The sequence below is a fragment of the Photorhabdus laumondii subsp. laumondii genome (assembly GCF_003343245.1).
GTDB classification, from domain to species: Bacteria; Pseudomonadota; Gammaproteobacteria; order Enterobacterales; family Enterobacteriaceae; genus Photorhabdus; species Photorhabdus laumondii.
The window spans coordinates 3552370-3573616 of record NZ_CP024901.1; the positions used below are offsets into that span (position 1 = coordinate 3552370).

Sequence of the window (21247 nt, forward strand, 5' to 3'; positions counted from 1 at the left end):
TACCCGTTATCCTTCAAGTTGCCTCTTTGTTGGCTGCACTCGCTCACCCCGGTCACATAGTTACCTATGCTCCCGGGGATTCACTCCCTTGCCGTCGCGATGCATCTTGAAATCCATAGGGTATCCAGAGTTTAACGATTAAAAAGGCCCATCTGTTGCATATTTCGATATTAATAAAAATCCCTGTAAAAAAACAGGCACCGAAGTACCTGTTTCTTAAATTAAGTGAAAAAATATCTTCACTTAAACCGGATCAACTGACTCGCTGCTGTTAGCATCAGGTAAATCGGTGCTATCACTTTTCACCTCTTCCCCTTCTGCTGCCAACCCATCTTCATCGTCTTCATCATCTTCGGGCTCAGCAACCCGCTGTAAGCCGACAACTTTCTCATCTTCAGCGGTACGAATAAGTGTTACGCCTTGAGTATTCCGGCCAACAACGCTGACTTCCGACACCCTTGTACGTACTAATGTGCCAGCATCCGTAATCATCATTATTTGATCGGTTGGTTCAACCTGAATTGCCCCGATCACGTTACCATTACGCTCACTGACTTTAATTGAGATAACCCCCTGCGTTGCACGGGATTTGATCGGATATTCGTTTTCAGCGGTGCGTTTGCCATAACCGTTTTCAGTGACCGTCAGAATTTCTCCTTCTCCACGCGGGATAATCAGAGAAACAACTTTATCTTCACCATTTAGTTTAATACCACGTACACCGGTAGCGGTACGCCCCATTGAACGAACCGCTTCTTCTGCAAAACGAACAACCTTCCCTTCCGCGGAGAACAACATAACTTCGTTACTACCGTCAGTCAGGTCAACGCCGATCAGCTCATCACCATCATTAAGATTAACGGCGAGAATGCCCGCACTGCGCGGACGGCTGAAATCTTGCAACGCGGTTTTCTTCACGGTCCCACTGGCGGTAGCCATAAAGACATATAACCCTTCTTCATATTCACGCACCGGCAGAATCGCCGTAATTCGCTCATTTTGCTCTAACGGCAACAGGTTAACAATCGGACGACCACGGGCACCACGGCTAGCCTCCGGTAATTGATAAACCTTCATCCAGTACAAGCGGCCACGGCTGGAGAAGCAGAGGATCGTATCGTGGGTATTGGCAACCAACAACTTGTCAATAAAATCTTCTTCTTTAATACGCGCTGCGGATTTACCTTTACCACCACGGCGCTGCGCTTCATAGTCAGATAACGGCTGATATTTGACATACCCTTGATGTGACAGCGTAACAACAACATCTTCCTGATTAATCAAATCTTCAATATTGATATCAGCCGTATTTTCCGTGATTTCAGTACGGCGGGCATCGCTGTATTGCGCCTTAATTGCCAACAACTCTTCACGGATCACTTCCATCAAGCGCTCAGGATTTTCCAAAATGAACAGCAATTCGCCGATTAATGTCAGCAATTCACGATATTCATCCAGCAGTTTTTCATGCTCCAAACCAGTCAGTTTCTGCAAACGCAGATCCAGAATCGCCTGAGCCTGTTGTTCAGTCAGATAATATTTACCCTCATGCACGCCATATTGTGATTCCAGCCATTCAGGGCGGGCAGCATCATCGCCGGCACGTTCTAACATGGTGGCAACACTACCTAATTCCCACGGCTGAGCAACTAATGCAGCTTTTGCCTCGGCTGGCGTCGATGCAAAACGGATAAGTTCGATAATCGGATCGATATTCGCCAATGCCACAGCCAATGCTTCAAGAATATGAGCTCGTTCACGGGCTTTACGTAATTCAAAGATAGTACGACGGGTGACTACCTCACGGCGGTGGCATACGAAGGCCGAAATAATATCTTTCAGATTCAGCAGCTTCGGCTGCCCTTGATGCAGGGCCACCATGTTGATACCAAAAGAAACCTGGAGTTGAGTCAAAGAATAGAGGTTATTCAGAACCACTTCTCCCACCGCATCCCGTTTCACTTCAATCACAATCCGCATGCCGTCTTTATCAGATTCGTCACGAAGTGCACTAACCCCTTCGATGCGTTTTTCTTTCACCAATTCGGCAATTTTTTCAATCAGACGGGCTTTATTGACCTGATAAGGAATCTCGTGCACTAAAATAGTTTCACGACCATTCTTCTCATCCACTTCAATTTCCGCACGGGCACGGATATAAATTTTACCGCGACCAGTCCGATAAGCCTCCTGAATACCGCGACGACCATTAATAATCGCAGCAGTAGGGAAATCCGGGCCAGGAATATACTGCATCAACCCTTCAATGCTGATGTTTTCATCTTCAATATAAGCCAGACAACCATCAATAACTTCGGATAAGTTATGAGGAGGAATGTTAGTTGCCATACCCACTGCGATACCGGAAGAACCGTTGATCAGCAGGTTTGGTACTTTCGTTGGCATCACTTCCGGGATCTGTTCTGTACCATCATAGTTTGGCACAAAATCGACAGTCTCTTTTTCCAGATCCGCTAGCAGCTCATGGGCAACTTTCGCCATACGCACTTCGGTGTAACGCATAGCGGCGGCTGAGTCACCATCAACTGACCCAAAGTTACCCTGACCATCAACCAACATATAGCGCAGGGAAAATGGCTGAGCCATACGAACAATCGTGTCGTAGACTGCACTATCCCCATGTGGGTGGTATTTACCGATGACGTCCCCGACAACACGGGCAGACTTTTTGTAGGGTTTATTCCAATCATTTCCCAGTACACTCATGGCATAAAGCACGCGACGGTGTACCGGCTTTAGTCCGTCTCGAACATCTGGTAGTGCGCGCCCAACAATAACAGACATCGCATAATCCAAATACGAGCTTTTCAGCTCTTCTTCGATATTGACCGGGGTGATTTCTCTGGCAATGTCGCTCATGGAGCCCACTATTCCTCATACATTCCGAATTCAAAGGTTTAGAACTATACCACAACCCAACAGTTTTATAAAAATCAGATACGGGTATTTAAAAATTAAGCCGTGTATACTATTTCAAAACTGATTCAAAACTGATTCAAAACTGACTCAGAACTGAATGAACCTTGGCAGAACTGAGTGAATCCGCCTGTTTAAAGAAAGTTTAAGGAGCAATAACCACTGATGAACATCAAAACCCCTTCCACCCCAAACAATGTTGATCAACAGGAAATAGAAAAATTTGAAGCGATCGCTTCTCGCTGGTGGGATTTGGAAGGTGAATTTCAGCCACTGCACCGGATTAACCCACTACGCCTGAATTATATTTTGCAGCGTTCTGGCGGTATTTTCGGTAAAAAAGTGTTGGATGTAGGCTGTGGTGGCGGTATTTTGTCAGAAAGTATGGCCCGTGAAGGGGCTGATGTGACCGGGCTGGATATGGGTACGGAACCACTTCAGGTTGCCAGACTGCACGCCCTTGAAACAGGTATCCCCGTGACCTATGTACAGGAAACAGTAGAAAGCCACGCCGAAAAATATCCACAAGCTTATGATATCGTCACCTGTATGGAAATGCTGGAACATGTCCCAGATCCACAATCGGTCGTTCACGCTTGTGCTCAGTTGGTGAAACCCGGCGGACACGTCTTTTTCTCTACCATTAACCGCAACAAAAAAGCCTGGCTTATGGCGGTAATCGGCGCGGAATACATCCTAAAAATGGTACCGAAGGGAACCCATGATGCGAAGAAATTTATCCGGCCATCAGAGTTGATAGGCTGGATTGACAGAACATCCTTGCGGGAAAAGCATATTATCGGCCTACATTATAACCCGCTAACGGATAAATTTAGCCTTGGTCACAATGTAGACGTCAATTATATGTTACACAGTCAGTATGTCTGACATATTCATCTGACAGACTAATAAAGCGGCAAATAAATCACATTTTCAGGAATTTTTTTACTCATTTTTGCCGGTGTTTTTGTCAGAGCAACCGCTAGTAATGATGCAGGCTTCCGGCTTTTTAATAAATTTTAGTCCTCAAGTTATCCACAAGAATCCGTATTTTTGTACACTTGATAAAAGCTGCTTTTAACATTATCTTGTTGTCATTATTTAGTGTACCCCCTACATATTGTGTTCCTTAACATTCCATTACCACTACTCTCTCGTTGGTTTTTCCGCCACTGAGGGGGTTATGTTTTGGTCTAAGTCAAAGACACAAAGCAGGTGGGAGTGAATCTGAAAGTAAATGTAAGGTATGCCTGTCCATGAACCATAGTCTGCTAGTAACAAAGCGTGATGGCCACAAAGAACGAATTGACCTTGATAAAATCCACCGGGTTGTTAACTGGGCAGCCGATGGACTGAAAAATGTCTCGGTATCACAAGTAGAACTGCGTTCCCAAATCCAATTTTACGATGGCATCAAAACCTCAGATATTCATGAGACGATGATCAAAGCTTCCGCTGATCTTATCTCCGGTGATGCACCTGACTATCAGTATCTGGCCGCCCGCTTGGCAATTTTCAACCTGCGTAAAAAAGCTTACGGTCAATTCGAGCCACCCTCGCTCTATGACCATGTATCCCGTATGGTGAAAATGGGCAAATATGACAAGCACTTGCTTGCAGACTACTCGAAAGAAGAATTCGAGCAAATGAACGAGTTTATTGACCATTGGCGTGATATGAACTTTTCTTACGCGGCGGTCAAACAGCTTGAAGGTAAATACCTGGTTCAGAATCGCGTTACCGGTGAAATTTATGAAAGTGCCCAATTCCTCTATATTCTGGTCGCAGCTTGCCTGTTCTCCGGTTATCCGAAAGAGACACGTCTGGACTATATTCGCCGTTTTTACGATGCGGCTTCCACATTTAAGATCTCTCTGCCGACCCCGATCATGGCAGGTGTACGCACCCCGACGCGTCAATTTAGCTCATGCGTATTGATTGAATGTGATGATAGCCTGGATTCCATTAATGCGACTTCCAGCGCGATTGTAAAATATGTTTCTCAACGTGCGGGTATTGGTATCAATGCAGGCCGCATTCGTGCGCTGGGAAGCCCAATCCGTAATGGTGAAGCCTTCCATACCGGCTGTATTCCTTTTTATAAGCATTTCCAGACCGCGGTCAAATCCTGCTCTCAGGGGGGCGTTCGTGGTGGTGCCGCTACCCTGTTCTATCCATTATGGCATCTGGAAGTTGAAAGCCTGCTGGTACTAAAAAACAACCGTGGCGTTGAAGGAAACCGTGTTCGTCACATGGACTATGGCGTACAACTTAACAAACTGATGTACGAACGCCTGATCAAAGGTGAAGAGATTACCCTGTTCAGCCCATCCGACGTTCCAGGGCTATATGAGGCATTCTTTGCCGATCAGGATGAATTTGAGCGCTTGTACACCAAATATGAGCAGGACAGCAATATCCGTCAGCAACGTCTGAAAGCGGTTGATCTCTTCTCCCTGATGATGCAAGAGCGTGCTTCTACCGGCCGTATCTATATTCAGAACGTAGATCACTGCAACACCCACAGCCCATTTGATCCTTTAGTCGCCCCGGTGCGCCAATCAAATCTGTGTCTGGAAATTGCACTGCCAACCAAGCCATTGAATGATATCAATGATAAAAATGGTGAAATCGCGCTGTGTACCTTATCCGCATTCAATCTGGGGGCAATTGAAAATCTTGATGAGCTGGAAGAACTGGCTACTCTGGCAGTCCGTGCCCTTGATGCCCTGCTCGATTATCAGGACTACCCTATCCTTGCCGCCAAACAAGGGGCAATGGGTCGCCGTACATTAGGCATTGGTGTCATCAACTATGCTTACTATCTGGCGAAACACGGTGTACGTTACTCCGATGGCAGCGCTAACAACCTGACCCACAAAACATTTGAAGCTATCCAGTATTACCTGTTGAAAGCCTCTAATGAACTGGCGAAAGAACAAGGCGCTTGCCCGTGGTTTAAAGAAACCACCTATTCTAAAGGTATCCTCCCTATCGATACCTATAAAAAAGCGCTGGACACATTGACCAATGAACCGCTGCACTATGACTGGGAAGCATTGCGCAACGAGATCAAACAATATGGTCTGCGCAATTCAACATTATCTTCTTTGATGCCGTCAGAGACCTCTTCCCAGATCTCTAACGCCACCAACGGCATTGAACCGCCTCGTGGTTATGTCAGCATCAAAGCATCAAAAGATGGCATTTTACGCCAGGTTGTACCGGAATATGAGCGTCTGAAAGGTGCTTATGAACTCTTATGGCAAATGCCTGGTAATGATGGCTATTTGCAGTTGGTTGGTATCATGCAGAAATTTATCGATCAATCGATCTCTGCCAATACCAACTACGATCCGACACATTTCCCAAGTGGAAAAGTGCCGATGAATCAGCTACTGAAAGATTTATTGCTCGCTTACAAATATGGTGTGAAGACGTTGTATTACCACAATACCCGTGATGGTGCGGAAGACATTCAGGATGACCTGGAAGAAGTCGTGGAATCTGCTGATTCCGATTGTGAAGGCGGCGCGTGTAAGATTTAATTTGAGGAAGTTATGGCCTATACCACTTTTTCACAAGTCAAAAACGATCAGTTACAGGAACCCATGTTTTTTGGTCAGCCAGTAAATGTAGCCCGTTATGACCAACAAAAGTATCCGATTTTCGAGAAATTGATCGAAAAACAGCTCTCTTTCTTCTGGCGCCCGGAAGAAGTTGACGTGTCTCGCGACCGCATTGACTACAATGCGCTGCCTGACCATGAAAAGCATATTTTTATCAGTAACTTAAAATATCAAACGCTGCTGGACTCTATTCAGGGCCGCAGCCCGAACGTGGCTTTTCTGCCCTTGATCTCCATCCCTGAGCTGGAAACCTGGGTTGAAACTTGGTCTTTTTCTGAAACGATTCATTCACGTTCTTACACTCACATCATTCGGAATATCGTTAATGATCCGGCGGTTGTGTTTGATGATATTGTCACCAATGAAGAGATTCTGAAACGGGCAAAAGACATTTCCGCTTATTACGATGATCTGATTGAGATGACCAATCATTATCAGCTATTTGGTGAAGGCACACATCAGATTGCCGGTAAAACCATCACGGCTAGCCTGCGTGGACTGAAAAAGCAACTGTACCTGTGCCTGATGAGCGTTAACGCGCTGGAAGCGATCCGCTTTTACGTCAGTTTTGCCTGTTCATTTGCCTTTGCTGAACGCGAATTGATGGAAGGTAATGCAAAAATCATCAAATTGATCGCCCGTGACGAAGCACTACATCTGACCGGCACACAACATATGCTGAATCTGCTGCGCTCTGGTCAAGACGATCCAGAAATGGCAGAAATCGCCAAAGAGTGTGAACAACAGTGCTACGACCTGTTTGTTCAGGCGGCGGAACAAGAAAAAGAGTGGGCAGATTACCTGTTCAGCGAAGGCTCGATGATTGGCTTGAACAAAGATATTCTGTGCCAATATGTTGAGTACATTACTAACATCCGTATGCAAGCTGTCGGGTTGAAACTGCCATTTGAAACGCGTTCTAACCCGATTCCGTGGATTAACGCCTGGCTGGTGTCTGATAACGTTCAAGTCGCGCCGCAAGAAGTTGAAGTCAGTTCCTATCTGGTTGGTCAGATTGATGCTGAAGTTAACCCTGACGACCTGAGTGATTTTGAACTCTGATGACAAGCTATAAAGTAACCCTGCATGGTATGCAGGGTTATCATATCTACAGCTCTCCCGAACTGCATAACAGTCTGCTAGAGGCATTGGAACAAGGTAGAGTTCAAGCTGAATACCAATGCCGCGAAGGTTATTGCGGTTCCTGTCGTGTCAAATTGATAAAAGGCAAAGTCGGCTATCGACGCAAACCTCTGGCTTTTGTTAATGAAGGCGAAATTTTACCCTGCTGCTGTCATCCGCTTAGTGATATTGAGATTGAGCTTTAGTATTTATTTTAAAAACTAACACTCAATAATGAATACGAATATCCACACCTTGATCGCATGGACAAAGAATCCCCAAATTTATAAGGGCTTTTAATTTATTAACAACAGGTTATATAGTAATTTAGATGGAATGGAACTCCTCAACCCTACGCTCAAGCTCTGTAAGAAATGACGTTTTTGCTAATTCGTGAGCCTTCGGGCTCATAATACTTATCACCTGAAAACTCTTACTATCCATCCAATGCTGCACATACACTAAATAATTATCCGAACATCGATCAATCTGTGGCTTATATTTTTCCCACGGTATTTCATCTGGCATTCTAATATGCAATTTATAGATATTTGAATCTAAGGTTCTGCTATTATGTTCCCATTGACCATCCCGGCCAAATACAGAAGGTAATAACGCCGTCCTTTTCCAATGCTCTAACAACTTTGCATAAACTATTGCAACATCATGAAACTCAACATCTTTATGAACAGTAACACTGACTCCCATTATAAAAATTCCGGCTCTGACAGACCAAGGTTTTTATGTTCTGCTAATATCATCAATTTAACTTCTCTAGAAGTAGGTAAATTATCAGGATGATACGTCTTTGTCGGAGGCAGGCTTTGTTCAATAGCCGAAAGAATATCACACGCAGTATATTCAGAGTTCGCTATTGCTCGACCAAACTTTACAATATTCACCCGAAATATTTCTCGCTCAGACGGATCTGGAAAATTCTTACTCAGATTATCAGGTGACAGAACGATACGTACTGCTTCTTTTATCCTCATGCAATATTCAATGTTGTCATTGGCCAATTTTCTTATACGTACTGAATTTGAAAACAATCCACCACTCCCCTTAGCAATACGATGAGCGATAGCTTCAGATAACGACTTTCGTGTGTACTCATTCAGACTTTGCAAGTAAGCAGTTGCTTCTGACAAAGGCAGAAAAACTTGTTCATCTTTCAGGTTAAATGTCAATGTAGATATCAAACCTGCTGATTTTTGTATTTCAACAACCGTCATCGGTAGAACGGTACTTTTAGCCGGAACAGGAGCCAGAGACGCCAATAACGCCGCTGTCATCGCTGGGAGAGCCATTGTTTTCACTTGCCTCTTCATATCCTTACCACCTTCAATGTTGATATATACCCTATTGATTTCAAGATGCATCGCGGCGGCAAGGGAGTGAATCCCCGGGAGCATAGATAACTATGTGACCGGGGTGAGCAAGTGCAGCCAACAAAGAAGCAACTTGAAAGATGACGGGTATAGTTGTTATTAGCCCTTCCAAGGGTTGATAACAGTAAGCCCGGCAGCTTCAAAAGGTGATATGTCGCGGGTTGCAACAATCAGCCCATTCGCCGCTGCAATAGCCGCAATATACCCGTCAGCCTTCCCAATGGCTTTCCCCTCGCTCTTCGCTCGCGCCATGATCTCGGCATAAGCTTCCGAAGCGGCCGCATCGAATGGCAAGATACGACCGGTAAATAAAGGAACAACACTCCGCTCTAGGTTTCTATGCAGGGTATCTTTGCGCTTACCATTGGACAGCGCTGCAACCCCAAAGCGAAGCTCAGCCAAGCTGATCGCTGCCAAGTAAAGCGTCTCGACATTCTGTTCATCTATCCAGGCAACCACAGCGGGGTGGCCGCTGAGCCGCAGTGGCTCGGAAACCACGTTCGTATCTAGCAGTATCATTCAAAACTCATCGGCTCAGCAGGTGTCTTATCACGCTCGATCTCAAGATCGACGCCCTCCGCCTCGCGGCCGATTTTTGCCAGCAAGGAACCCAGCTTGATGCGCCCCTCCGGTTGTACGGCGTTTTCCAGAATAAACCGGATTTCGGCCTCAGCACTACGGCCATGTGTGGCTGCGCGTACCCGCAAGGCACGATGCACTTCGTCCGGTACATTTCTGACAGTAATGGATGGCATAGATTCATTTCCTCATTTAGCATGCATTGCAATCAATATATATTATTGCAATCATGGCTGCAAGCATGTGGGATAGAAAGAGAGCTAATTGCATTCAATCAAAACCCATTAGCAAAGAGTTGGAAAGAAATCAGCGGCTAAATCAGGTAAAGCTGGCAAAGCAATATATGTAGAAAAACCTATGGCATTAACATTTGATTCAGAAGTAAAAAACATGTTATATAATCATATATTGGAACGAAAAAAATGGGATAAATCAGAATTCTATTATAATCTCCACCAAGATTTTATTAAGAAAGAATTCGATATAAACATATTGGGAAAATAAAATGAAAAAAACAATAAAATGGGGCATTATTGGTTGCGGTGATGTTACTGAAGTAAAAAGTGGCCCTGCCTTTTATAAATTAGATAATTCTGAATTAGTTGCAGTAATGCGGCGCAACGCTAATTTAGCAGAGGATTTTGCTAAGAGACATAATGTCCCTAAATGGTATTCTGACGCTAATTCACTTATTAATGACAAAGACATTGATGCAGTATATATTGCAACACCTCCCTCTACACATAAAGAATATACCATTTTAGCGGCTAAAGCTGGTAAAGCAATATATGTAGAAAAACCTATGGCATTAACATTCGAAGAATGTAATGAGATGATCGCGATTTGTAAATCCCAAAATGTTCCCTTATTTGTGGCTTATTATAGGAGAGCATTACCAAGATTTTTAAAGATCAAAGAATTAATTGAGTCAGGTGCGATAGGAACACCAAGAATTGTAAGTTGTATACTTTACAGAGAGATAGAGAAATGTTACCAAGATCCTCATCATTTACCTTGGGTTGTTAATCCAAAAATTTCCGGTGGTGGGTTATTTGTTGATTTAGCATGTCATACTCTTGATATATTAGACTTTCTTTTGGGAAAGATTATTTCTGTCAAAGGACATGCAAATTCACAAGGGAATGCTTATCCCGCTGAAGATTGTGTATCAATGTCATTTATGTTTGAAAATAATATTCAAGGTGTGGGTATATGGAATTTTGTGTCGAACTCTAGAGGAGATAATGTTGAAATAATTGGTACTAAAGGAAAAATATCTTTCTCTACATTTGGAAATTCAGCCATTTCATATTATGACGAAAATAATAAATTACACCAATTTAATATTGATAATCCAAAGCATATAGAAATGCCATTGATTAATACAATAATTAATGAATTACAAGGAAAAGGATTTTGCCCATCAACAGGAGAATCAGGCTCACGAACCAGTTGGGTAATAGACCAAGTATTAAAAGACTATAGAATTAATAATTATTTACAATATAAAAATGAATAAATTAGTTTTTAGAGGAAAATAAAAACCAAATATATATGAGTTCATTAAAAATATCGGAAGTTAATAAATGGTCTAAAAGACTTTATTAACTTCTTTTTATTACCATTTTTATCAACTAAAACAGTTTTACTATTCATAATATTTATTCTTGACCAAATAATACTATATATTCTGTCTATTGATGATTTTATATAATAGATATTGCTATGATCAGTTACGAAATAAAACTTAGGTTCTTTAATCAAACATAACTTCTACAACGCGAAAAAGCCAGCCGTAATGCCGCACCAACTTCCGCAGGAGAACTGTCTGCCGGAATAATGACATAATCAGCTTCAGAAATACCATCTTCAGACCAACCCTCCAATTTCTCATGGCAGGATGGTCGGATCGTTATTTGACCATCAAGCATACAGATACCACAGCTTAACATTTTCTTAAATAACTGCCGTTTTGAACGGTAATTATAAGATCCCATCATCTCGGTGATCCAATTTTTATACTGTTCAGCATTTACATCATGATCAAAATAATCCCCGTACTTATCCAGCGGGATTACTCTGCTTTTTGATAAAGCATCAAGCACAGCCTTTCCCAACTCTTGATCAGATACAATTGGCTGTAATAAATAATTACTTCCTGAGGGATCTGCTCCCAATAAGCCATTGCCTGAATAGGTTTGTACTGAATAGAAATCACCATTAAATTTAACTCTTGCATTTAACCCTTGTTTAAAATCTGCATTCATTATTTCACCACCGTAATTTTAGCAGTAAGGCTTATTTAATAACTATTTGAATCTTTTCGAGATAATTAGTGGACACATAATAACTACTACGTGTCCACCTTAATTAACTCTCTAAATCAAAAATCATGAATAATCAATGCAAAAACAAACTGTTACCTTATCGTCAAACATAACTTCTGCAACGTGAAAAAGCCAGCCGTAGTGCCGCACCAACTTCCTCAGGGGAACTGTCTGCCGGAATCACGACATAATCAGCTTCAGAAATACCATCTCCAGACCAACCTTCCAATTTTTCATGGCTAGATGGTTGTATCGTTATCTCACCATCAAGCATGCAAATACTACAACTCAACATTTTCTTAAATAATCGGCGTTTTGAACGATAGCCATAAGATTTCATCATCTCCGTTATCCAATTTTTATACTGCTCATCACTTGCATCATGATCAAAATAATCCTCACATTCATCAAGTGGGATTACTCTGCTTTTTGATAAAGCATCAAGTGCAGCCTTTCCTAATTCTTGATCAGATACAATTGGCTGTAGTAAATGTTTGCTACCTAAGGGATCCGCTCTCAATAAACCATTGCCTGAATAAGTTTTAACAGAATAAAAATCCCCGTTGAACATAGCGCTTGCATTTAACCCTTGTTTAAAATCTGCATTCATTATTTCACCACCGTAATTTTAGCAGTAAGGCTTATTTAATAACTATTTGAATCTTTTCGAGATAATTAGTGGACACATAATAACTACTACGTGTCCACCTTAATTAACTCTATAAATCAAAGATCATGATCAATTTAGTGCAAAAACAACTGTTCATTTATCGTCAAACATAACTTCTGCAACGTGAAAAAGCTAGCCGTAATGCTGCTCCAACTTCCTCAGGAGAACTGTCTGCCGGAATCACGACATAATCAGCTACAGAAATACCATCTCCAGACCAACCTTCCAATTTTTCATGGCTAGATGGTCTTATCGTTATTTGGCCATCAAGCAATTGGATTCCACAATTATGCATTTTTTTAAAAAGCTGACGTTTTGAACAATAATTGTAAGTTTCCATTAAGAGTTTAACCCATTCTTTATATCTCTCAGCCTTTTTTTCATTGTCAAAAAAATTATCATCGGGATCAATCAGCCGACTTTTAGAAAGAGCATCCAGAATTACAATGCCTAGCTCCTCATCAGAAATATCAGGAGATAACATATGGTTACCCCCTAAAAGGTCTAAATTCAGTGAACGATAACCCGAATAACTTATTATTGAATAAAAATCACCATTAAATACACATCTGGCATTCCGCCATCGTTTAAAAATCTCACTCATTATTTCACCACCGTAATTTTGACACTTACATTTTTCTCTGCACCATAAGTAATGGCTCGGTTGATTTGCTCCCATTGGTCAGGAGTGGTAGTTTTAGGTATTGCAATTCTCACTTCACGCTTAGATATCATGTTAGCAGTGACATTTACACCTGCTTTTGTTTCATCAATGAAACGAATGGTATCATCAATATTTCCTTTTATGGAAATATACAGTTGTTTTGGATTTTTAATTTTTGAAGCAGTACGTGTATCCAATGTTTTTACACTGGTAGCCAAACCTGTTTTTTCATCATAAAAATCAAAAGTCTTAAACCTTTCAGGCAACCGAGAACCTGCTGGCATTTGCGTAGCAACAAAATCCTCAAAAGGATACCCATACTATTTCAATCGCAAGACTCCATTGGATAGATCCAGTAAGCAGTAAAAAATTTCCTAATACAACACAAAGACTATCTAAGGTAATAAAAAAATATATATTTGGTAACATCGGTATGGAAACCGATGTTACCCATTTTTACTACATAGCAATATCGCATATCAATCCAAGATAAAATTAGCTTGATATACACTAACTAATAGAATTAAAGAAATTATTGATATCTTCTTTTGATAATCCTCTTATTAGAACACTTACAATATTTTCATCATCGTCCAATCCCAACCACAAAGAGTTGCTACATTTAATCCAACTGGATAACATACATTTCTCTTTTATGACCAACATTATAGATTCTTGATAAATCAATGCTTTAATCACACAATTGAATTCATCGATAAAACGATGATTAAAATCATTATTTTCAGTAAATCTCCATATATTCACATCAACTATAGGAAAACCACATTTACTTTCATATGATTCAATAAGATAATCATCTGCATATTGAATAAACTCTGGATTAATTATAACCAAAGTAATCGCTGCAATTCTGCCATTACTAGGCAAAATAGCAAACTCTAATAAACTCTTCTTATCATCACCAACTCTCCAATATAAAGGAGTTTCGTTTATATTATCAACTAATTGGATATCAATAGGTGTGTAACCATCAATATTAATGATTACTTCCTGATCATTTACTGGCTTGATTATTTTCAGCATCATTATTTATACAACGCATGTTTTAATACTGGATAAGGATCTGTAGATCGCTGACTAAATATTAACTCCCAACGACCTACTTGCATTTTTTCATTAAACTTCAAACCTTGAGATGATGCATTCTTGATCGCATGTTGAAGACTTGACAACATAGCTTGGCTCCCTTCTGTTGTGCTGTGTGACAATCCATTACGCGTTAGATATTCCTCCATATGCTTGGTTGCATTTGGGTTAACCCATACAACTTTTCCATTTACCGTCATCTCAAACGATTTTGGTATTGATGTTCCAGGAATTGCAGGCTGTGTTGCTTTTATAGAATCCCATACTGTTCCTGACTTACTAATATCACGCTTAATTTCATTCAACAATATCCTTGTTTCAGGGGCATTTTTAGCTTTAACCGCAACTTTAAGTTTTTCAATGATTTTTACTGATAACTTCCCACTAGGAATAACACTGAGCGTAGCAAGAAGATAATCTTCCAATTTCTCTGCATCATAAAATCCTTTCGTTGCGCCAATGACAGGGATGTAATCCATAACTGCTAACGCAGCTTGTTGACGAGCTTCCACACGAATTAAAGCCTCTTTATCACCTTCCATTGCAGCCAACATATCTTTTTGGTTTTCTAACGCTAACTGAGTAAGCTGATGATCAATATAGTTATAACGAAAAACTATCTCAGATGCATTTGCACCACTGTAAGCACCATCCGGCGTTCCTGTTACTATTGCTCCCGCTACTGAACCAAAAACTTTTGCTAGCTGGGCATTAGATTCATTATCAGACATAGCCTTTATTAGCTTATTTAACTGACGTTCTGATTCATCACGAAATTTAGGCTCAAACAAGCTATTATCCATAATAGAACCAGCCAATTCCGCAGCCAAAGCCCCTGCCATTGCGCCTTTAACATTTCCTCTGCCAATTTCAGCGCTTATCCCTGCGACAACTGCATGGCTTAACGTTTTACCCGGCACTCCAAGCACTTCGCCGTTGTCACCAATTAATCTGGCACCTTCCGCATTAATCTGGCTGCCAATATTAGCCAACAGAGCCGTAGTCAAATTATCTTTAAAGCTGCCGCCGTTAATGGCGGTATTCAAGCTAGAACTAATAATGGATTGACCCGCTACCCGTTGGACGACTTTATTCCAATCACCATTGCTGATTTGGGGTAATTTCGCTTTTGTGGGATCTAATTTGGTACCATCAGCCGCTTTATCCCATCCCATGTAGGAATCAAATCCGGCCAATGCGCCACCAATCGCCATTGAGGTAATTGTTGATTTAACCGCATCACTGCTACCTAATACTTTTAGCGCTTTGGATATGTCCCCCTGATTATCCACAATAGCAACCGCCGCCTGTGCCGCCAGTGATGACATTCCCGCAGTTAACGCCCCACCCGCAACGCTATTACCCGCATAAGATGCGACAGATGCCGCTAAAGAACTGCCTGCGGTTGCCGCCGCCGCTGCAATCGCAATTACCGCAGAAACCACTGGATTCAAATGCTGGCTCTTGTGATCCCAACTGTCATAAGCGTCTTTGACCACATTCCACTGGATATCTTTATTTTCTCGAAGCCCTTTCAACCAAGCTGTTTCTGGCGTATTTCCCAATACGGCTAATACATTTTGCAATGACTGACCATTTTTAGCTTTAATATCAGCACTAACACCGTTGGCTGCTTCCACTGTCAGTTTTCCACCAGTGAAAATCTGCGGTAATACCCATTGGGTTTCGGTATAACCTTTATCCCTTTGCTTAATATAAAAGCCTTTGGAATAGGTAATAGTCTGTTCAAAAGCGGTATTTTTTACTGCTTTAAAATTAACTTTACCGTGAGTGCTGGTCAGTTTGGCGTTTTTATTAGTCGCAATTTTACTGGCTTCGTAAGTGCTATCATCCCGGCTTAACAGGTTAATATCACCACCCGCAGTAAATTCAGTGACTTTATTAGTGACATCATGACGGGTACGTTTAATGGTTTTCTTTTTGCCATACCACTTACGTTTGGTTTCTGTTTTCTCATAGTGGCTAGATTCTTCCATTGCCTGAGCGTACAGATAACCGCCTTTCGCCGCGACGTCCATCGCACCTTTGGCAGTCAGTTTAGTGGCTTGGAAAAGAATACTGCCGTTTGAAATAACAGTTAATATACCGCCACTAGTCAATGCAGTACCTTGCTGTGTGACTGATTCAGTGAATTCCCTGCCTTTTTCCCGGTAAGAGTGATTCTGCACTGATTCAAAACGCATATTGCCGCCGGAAGAAATCGTTGTATTTCCTCCTGAGCTTAATGTAGCGCCTTGGGTAATCAGCGTTCCATTAGCAGCTAAGGTAAGCTGTTTTCCACCATTAACTACAGCAACGATATGGCGATCATCTTTATTATTATCGTTCTTATTATCAATAGCGGAATAGCCCAGAGCTAACAAGTTAATATTCCGACCTGCTGATAATAATGTATTACCTTTCGCGTTAATTTGAGCCGCCTTGCCATTGATATCGGCACCACTGATAATATTGATATTATTTCCTGCGGTTAATCGGCTACTTAATTCACCAGAACGGGATGTGGAAAATAGTTTATTCAGTGAAGGAGATAATTCACGAGGAGTGAGATCAATGTTTTTTGCAGCGGTCAAGTTGATATCTTTTACCGCTGAAACATTAACTCCCTTAATAAATAAATTTCCTCCAGCATTAATGACAACCGAGCTTTTTGCATCAAGCTTACCTATTGTAGATAACATCTGATTAAACAGCGTTTGTTCCTTACTCTCAGCGCTCACATCCCCCATTCGTTTATGTGTCAATAACTCACTGTTATTATCAATGGTAATATCATGATTTGCAGTTAAAGAAATATTATGACTTTTCGTTAAGAGGATATTGCGAAGAAGAATGTTCTTACCTGCATGTAAGAGTAAATCACCCGTAGCTTCTAAGCTACTTATTTTACGCGTATTATCAGGATTAAAATACCCTGGTTTGCTACTACTCTGAAACTGAACATTCCCGTTGCGGCTGATAATAGTTACATCTTTGGCTTTTAGTTCACCTTGCAAAGCATTAATATTATTAGTTGCTGTCATAGATAAGCTATTTGACGAAATCAATGCTGCATTATTAAGATTAATATCATTCTCGGAAATAATATTTAACCCATCAATAGCCTTTAGTTTATCAGTGATATTGATTTTACCTGCGTGAAGCAAAATGTTTTTTGCTGATAATGTGTCAGGTCGGGCAGTTACAGTTACTTCTGACAGATTTTTTGCATTATCAGGAATCAACGTACTGATATTTAAATTGTTTTTAAAATCCGCTACTAGATTTTTTTCCGCACTAATTGAAGACGATATATAACTTTCTTCCCCCCAAGTATATAACTCTCCTTGCTTAGTATATTCTGCATCTTCATAAACATAAAATAAATCCCAATCACCCGGTGGTGCATCATCATCTTTGAATTCACTGCCAGCCATAGGGTTTGATGTAGTATAATGCCAAAATGTATTTTTCTTACCTAATTGACGGCTGATAATATCAATATTTTCCCCGGTGAGAATAAGATCTTTTTTCGCATATATAGATGAAACATCATTTCGCAAATTAGTTGCATTAATATAAGCATTACCACCAGAAACAATGCTCCCTGCTGGGCTTATCGCCTTTATTGAAAATCTATCCTGTTTAATATTGACAAAGTTATTCTTTAATAAATCGATAATACCAAACCATTTATCCCGATTAAAATCTTTCAATTTTACAGCCAATGTAATGACGGAATCAACACCTTGCCTGATACCATAAAAACTACCAGCCCATTTATTAATTCCTACGGAGTCAGCCGGAATGGTTTTCCATTCAGTTATGGTTTGATCTCTTATATTATCCAGTTTATCAGTGCGAACAACCAAATCCCCTTTCACAGTCTTTATCGTTGCAGACTTGTTTTCAATCAGATCGCTCTTATTCCCCTGAGCATCCTTCTGTAACCACATATTATTATTGGCTTGCAAAAGTGCTTTATCACCGGTATTACGCAAGGTATCACCAAATATCCGCATATCCCGGCCCGCAGTTACACTCCCTTTATTATCCAATTTAGTACTTGCCAGAGTAATATCCCGTTCCGCTTGTACCTTGATATTTTGCGCAATATGAGTCTCTTTAGCGCTAAGATTAAAATCCGTTTTGGCTTTGGCATTTCCCAGCTCAATTTTGCCATTAACGTTTAAGGTAATATCACGCTGATTGCTGATTAAATCCTTAAGATTAACACCGACACCATCTTCCGTAGCAACCAAACGGATTTTATTGGCATACATGCCGCCTAATGCTTTGGTATCAACGGCTAATTGAGGTTTAACACCTTCTCCAGTGATTTTTTTCACTGTGCCATCGTTAAAATCAATCCGATTAGCTCCCTGCGTCAGGGATAAATTATTAGCTTGAATTTTTCCATTTAATTCAGTCGCCCGGCTGATAATATCGATATAATCCGTTGTCTTACCATCCAGCCCTTTGCCACCAATAGTAATCTGGCCTTTTTTAACCTCCAATGCTTCCAACGCACCCTGTTTATCAAATTGAGGTTTACCGGTGGTCAATGTCGCACTGCCGGTATTGATAAAACCACAACCATCACAAGTAATGCCATTAGGGTTGGCAATCATCATATTGGCTTTATGACCAACTATCTCTAGTTTCCCTTGGAGATCAGATCGACCACTACCGGTGACTTCATTAATAATCAATTCAGCCGATTTACCATTCAAGTTAGGGTTAGCGTTAAGTTGCCCGGCTAATTGTGATTTAACCACCTGAGTGGCGTTATTTAATACGGCACCCTGAGTCGCAACATTAAACTCTTTATAAGTGTTGTGAGATATTCCTGCACCATTAGGCGTAGCAATATTTACAATCGGCACATTACCCTGGTTTTGTACCTGTGTTCGGTTATTATCTGGCGTGATCCCGGCTGCAATAGCAGGATGAAGGGGATATACGGCAGTAAGATAAATTAAAAGATAACAAGCTCCCCTTGCCATAGGGCCGTTACGTCTTTCCATTATTCTGTCCTTTCTTAATTTAAGTACAAAGTTATTGATATAAATACCTGTATTACATCGCTAAAAAATCAGTGATACAGACCAGTAAACTACCCAGTTATCCGGTTTCAGGTGGTCTGGATAAATCAGAGGTGTTCCCAATGTCATTGTTTGATTGAACTTACTGTGCGTCAGTGATATGCCAAGCGCAGTACCGGTAACATTACCGCCATCGATTTGTCTGGTTTTTCCCTGTAACCAACCCGTATCCAGCGCCCCCGTTAAGGCCAGTTCACCCAGCACAGGCAACTCTGAAATTTGCCAATTCAGTTCATTACGCCAATACCCACCGCGATTTCCGGTCAGGTATTGTTCTTTAAATCCCCGAACAGAGTATTGCCCGCCTAATGAGAGACGTTCACTGGCATAAAGGTTGTACGGTGTGGTTTGACCGTAAACAGATGAAAGGTAATAAATAGAGTCGGAAATCGGGATAAAATAGCTAACACTCAGGCTGAATTTACGGAATTGGCTACGTGGAGCATCTGGGAAATACGGGTCATCTTTTGTTGCACCTAACACGGGTAACCCATAACTCAATGCAGGGTTGAAAGTGATATAGCCACCCGCCAGTACCGAACTGTAATTAAGACCAAGATTAGCAACACTTAATATCGGACTGCTGATAGATAATTTCTTTCCTGCAAACAAATTAGCCGTCTGACGATGTGTTATTCCTGCATTCAGAGCCAGTTTCTGTTCACCGTCACGATACAACGTCCGGTTTATTGCTAGCCGGTGAGTCTGGTTGTCACCTTCATAACGGTAACTTTGTAAGCCAATCGGAATATCCTGAAAAGAATCGTTCCACGCATATTGATAATTGAACAACCAGTCACCATAAGGAATCGTCACATTGGAAGAGAGACTTCGACTACGGTGGTTATTACGAAAATCGTTGTTGCGACTGACAGATAATGACCATTGGTCTGCAAGATGTAATAGGTTATCTACATTCACACTGGCGTTGATTTGCCCGGTGCCAGTACTTTTTTGACCACTATTATCTATCCCCAAACTGGCACCAACCGGCAAACGAGTCGATATTCGTTTTAAGATAACCGCAGAATAACCGGGCTGTTTTCCCGGCTGAATATCAATGGTTATCTGTTGGGAAGGAAGCCGGTTCAGTTGTTCCATCCCCTGTTCAATATCCCGTAGATTCAATGTCTTACCAACCATTCCCGGAAAGGCCATTTTCAATGAAAGGGATGTCTCACCATCAAGAGTGATTGATTCAACTTTGCCCTCACTCACGGTAATAATGAGCGTACCGGTGGATAAATCCTGTGCTCTGAGTCCAGCCCGAGAAGTGACATAACCTCGCTCGATATAGGCATTCGATACTTTACGCACCAGTTCATTAATATCTGGCAAGGTTAAGCAACGGGATAAATAAGACTGTATTAACTTTTCCCTTACTGATTGGGAAAGGCTCTCAACACCTTCAAATTGAATATAGCGGATGGTATGACAAACAGATTTAGCACCATCAGTTTCGTGCTCTAAAGCTGGAGACAAAGTGATGTTGTTACGTAACGCCTCCCGCTGCTGTTGAGCCTGCTGCAATAACGCTTTCTGTTGTTGAGTGATAACCTCTTGATCCGCCGGGCCAATAAACGCTGAAGCATAAGCTTGCCCCGATATAGCGAATAGAACAGATACAACTAATGTCCTAAAACAAACAGATATTCTTTCCATTGATAATTTTTATTTCACCATACGTTAATTGTTAAGATAATGAATAACGTCTTATTT

General features: G+C 41.3%; 16 protein-coding genes and 1 pseudogene. 5 read left to right on the top strand and 12 right to left on the bottom strand.

The genetic code is table 11. The annotated features are described in order from the left end of the window. Positions 1-243: 243 nt before the first annotated feature. Positions 244-2880, bottom strand: a complete 2637-nt coding sequence (gyrA, locus tag PluTT01m_RS15745; protein ID WP_011147267.1) for a DNA topoisomerase (ATP-hydrolyzing) subunit A — start codon at positions 2878-2880, stop codon at positions 244-246. 222 nt (positions 2881-3102) lie between these two features. On the opposite strand from gyrA, the gene ubiG reads away from it, so the two are divergent. The 4 genes from ubiG (at position 3103) to yfaE (ending at position 7894) form a co-directional block, all read left to right on the top strand. Then, on the top strand, positions 3103-3825 hold the full coding sequence (gene ubiG, locus PluTT01m_RS15750; RefSeq protein WP_011147268.1) for a bifunctional 2-polyprenyl-6-hydroxyphenol methylase/3-demethylubiquinol 3-O-methyltransferase UbiG: 723 nt from the start codon (positions 3103-3105) through the stop codon (positions 3823-3825). Positions 3826-4193: 368 nt separating this feature from the next. Then, positions 4194-6485: a class 1a ribonucleoside-diphosphate reductase subunit alpha gene (gene nrdA / locus PluTT01m_RS15755; RefSeq protein ID WP_011147269.1), complete on the top strand. Its 2292-nt coding sequence runs from the start codon at positions 4194-4196 to the stop codon at positions 6483-6485. A gap of 12 nt (positions 6486-6497) precedes the next feature. Further along, entirely contained in the window at positions 6498-7628 is a 1131-nt protein-coding gene (gene nrdB, locus PluTT01m_RS15760; RefSeq protein ID WP_011147270.1) for a class Ia ribonucleoside-diphosphate reductase subunit beta, read from the top strand. Continuing rightward, complete coding sequence (gene yfaE / locus PluTT01m_RS15765) at positions 7628-7894, top strand: class I ribonucleotide reductase maintenance protein YfaE (protein ID WP_011147271.1); 267 nt, start codon at positions 7628-7630, stop codon at positions 7892-7894. The genes nrdB and yfaE overlap by 1 nt, the downstream gene beginning before the upstream one ends. A 121-nt stretch (positions 7895-8015) precedes the next feature. Here the strand turns inward: yfaE and PluTT01m_RS15770 are convergent, their stop codons facing one another. The 4 genes from PluTT01m_RS15770 to PluTT01m_RS15785 all read right to left on the bottom strand — a co-directional run bounded on the left by PluTT01m_RS15770 (position 8016) and on the right by PluTT01m_RS15785 (position 9831). After that, positions 8016-8396 (bottom strand): type II toxin-antitoxin system YafO family toxin, encoded by a 381-nt coding sequence (locus PluTT01m_RS15770; protein ID WP_011147272.1) that lies wholly within the window; start codon positions 8394-8396, stop codon positions 8016-8018. Next, the gene (locus PluTT01m_RS15775) at positions 8396-9016 is read right to left on the bottom strand and encodes a hypothetical protein (protein ID WP_041380171.1); all 621 of its coding nucleotides are present in this window, start codon (positions 9014-9016) and stop codon (positions 8396-8398) included. The genes PluTT01m_RS15770 and PluTT01m_RS15775 overlap by 1 nt, the downstream gene beginning before the upstream one ends. Positions 9017-9175: 159 nt before the next feature. Next, positions 9176-9595, bottom strand: a complete 420-nt coding sequence (locus tag PluTT01m_RS15780) for a type II toxin-antitoxin system VapC family toxin (RefSeq protein ID WP_011147274.1) — start codon at positions 9593-9595, stop codon at positions 9176-9178. Further along, complete coding sequence (locus PluTT01m_RS15785; protein ID WP_011147275.1) at positions 9592-9831, bottom strand: FitA-like ribbon-helix-helix domain-containing protein; 240 nt, start codon at positions 9829-9831, stop codon at positions 9592-9594. The genes PluTT01m_RS15780 and PluTT01m_RS15785 overlap by 4 nt, the downstream gene beginning before the upstream one ends. Before the next feature lie 329 nt (positions 9832-10160). Here PluTT01m_RS15785 and PluTT01m_RS15790 point away from each other — a divergent pair, with 329 nt between their 5' ends. Next, positions 10161-11174 carry a Gfo/Idh/MocA family protein gene (locus PluTT01m_RS15790; protein WP_041380173.1) on the top strand — a complete coding sequence of 338 codons (1014 nt, stop codon included), beginning with the start codon at positions 10161-10163 and terminating at the stop codon, positions 11172-11174. 241 nt (positions 11175-11415) lie between these two features. Here PluTT01m_RS15790 and PluTT01m_RS15795 read toward each other — a convergent pair whose 3' ends face one another. The 7 genes and pseudogenes from PluTT01m_RS15795 to PluTT01m_RS15825 form a co-directional block, all read right to left on the bottom strand. Then, a complete protein-coding gene (locus PluTT01m_RS15795; RefSeq protein WP_011147276.1) occupies positions 11416-11922 on the bottom strand; it encodes a contact-dependent growth inhibition system immunity protein in 507 nt (168 codons plus the stop codon). A 163-nt stretch (positions 11923-12085) separates the two neighbouring features. After that, positions 12086-12592, bottom strand: a complete 507-nt coding sequence (locus PluTT01m_RS15800) for a contact-dependent growth inhibition system immunity protein (RefSeq protein WP_011147277.1) — start codon at positions 12590-12592, stop codon at positions 12086-12088. Positions 12593-12755: 163 nt separating this feature from the next. After that, positions 12756-13256 carry a contact-dependent growth inhibition system immunity protein gene (locus PluTT01m_RS15805; RefSeq protein ID WP_011147278.1) on the bottom strand — a complete coding sequence of 167 codons (501 nt, stop codon included), beginning with the start codon at positions 13254-13256 and terminating at the stop codon, positions 12756-12758. Next, a pseudogene (locus tag PluTT01m_RS15810) lies at positions 13256-13621 on the bottom strand (endonuclease toxin domain-containing protein); the annotation flags it as partial. The gene PluTT01m_RS15805 and the pseudogene PluTT01m_RS15810, both read right to left, overlap by 1 nt. A 205-nt stretch (positions 13622-13826) precedes the next feature. Continuing rightward, positions 13827-14363 (bottom strand): hypothetical protein, encoded by a 537-nt coding sequence (locus PluTT01m_RS15815; protein ID WP_011147280.1) that lies wholly within the window; start codon positions 14361-14363, stop codon positions 13827-13829. Next, on the bottom strand, positions 14363-19450 hold the full coding sequence (locus tag PluTT01m_RS15820) for a DUF637 domain-containing protein (protein ID WP_011147281.1): 5088 nt from the start codon (positions 19448-19450) through the stop codon (positions 14363-14365). Before PluTT01m_RS15820 ends, PluTT01m_RS15815 begins: the two co-directional genes overlap by 1 nt. A 60-nt stretch (positions 19451-19510) precedes the next feature. Beyond that, positions 19511-21190: a ShlB/FhaC/HecB family hemolysin secretion/activation protein gene (locus tag PluTT01m_RS15825; protein ID WP_011147282.1), complete on the bottom strand. Its 1680-nt coding sequence runs from the start codon at positions 21188-21190 to the stop codon at positions 19511-19513. Positions 21191-21247: the final 57 nt, after the last annotated feature.

Bases quoted from the DNA above. Each gene is read 5' to 3' on its own strand.
- PluTT01m_RS15790 (WP_041380173.1), top strand. From the start codon at position 10,161: ATGAAAAAAACAATAAAATGGGGCATTATTGGTTGCGGTGATGTTACT.
- ubiG (WP_011147268.1), top strand. From the start codon at position 3,103: ATGAACATCAAAACCCCTTCCACCCCAAACAATGTTGATCAACAGGAA.
- PluTT01m_RS15785 (WP_011147275.1), bottom strand. From the start codon at position 9,831: ATGCCATCCATTACTGTCAGAAATGTACCGGACGAAGTGCATCGTGCC.
- nrdB (WP_011147270.1), top strand. From the start codon at position 6,498: ATGGCCTATACCACTTTTTCACAAGTCAAAAACGATCAGTTACAGGAA.
- PluTT01m_RS15815 (WP_011147280.1), bottom strand. From the start codon at position 14,363: ATGATGCTGAAAATAATCAAGCCAGTAAATGATCAGGAAGTAATCATT.
- PluTT01m_RS15780 (WP_011147274.1), bottom strand. From the start codon at position 9,595: ATGATACTGCTAGATACGAACGTGGTTTCCGAGCCACTGCGGCTCAGC.
- PluTT01m_RS15825 (WP_011147282.1), bottom strand. From the start codon at position 21,190: ATGGAAAGAATATCTGTTTGTTTTAGGACATTAGTTGTATCTGTTCTA.
- PluTT01m_RS15775 (WP_041380171.1), bottom strand. From the start codon at position 9,016: ATGAAGAGGCAAGTGAAAACAATGGCTCTCCCAGCGATGACAGCGGCG.
- PluTT01m_RS15800 (WP_011147277.1), bottom strand. From the start codon at position 12,592: ATGAATGCAGATTTTAAACAAGGGTTAAATGCAAGCGCTATGTTCAAC.
- gyrA (WP_011147267.1), bottom strand. From the start codon at position 2,880: ATGAGCGACATTGCCAGAGAAATCACCCCGGTCAATATCGAAGAAGAG.
- PluTT01m_RS15795 (WP_011147276.1), bottom strand. From the start codon at position 11,922: ATGAATGCAGATTTTAAACAAGGGTTAAATGCAAGAGTTAAATTTAAT.
- yfaE (WP_011147271.1), top strand. From the start codon at position 7,628: ATGACAAGCTATAAAGTAACCCTGCATGGTATGCAGGGTTATCATATC.
- nrdA (WP_011147269.1), top strand. From the start codon at position 4,194: ATGAACCATAGTCTGCTAGTAACAAAGCGTGATGGCCACAAAGAACGA.
- PluTT01m_RS15805 (WP_011147278.1), bottom strand. From the start codon at position 13,256: ATGAGTGAGATTTTTAAACGATGGCGGAATGCCAGATGTGTATTTAAT.
- PluTT01m_RS15770 (WP_011147272.1), bottom strand. From the start codon at position 8,396: ATGGGAGTCAGTGTTACTGTTCATAAAGATGTTGAGTTTCATGATGTT.
- PluTT01m_RS15820 (WP_011147281.1), bottom strand. From the start codon at position 19,450: ATGGAAAGACGTAACGGCCCTATGGCAAGGGGAGCTTGTTATCTTTTA.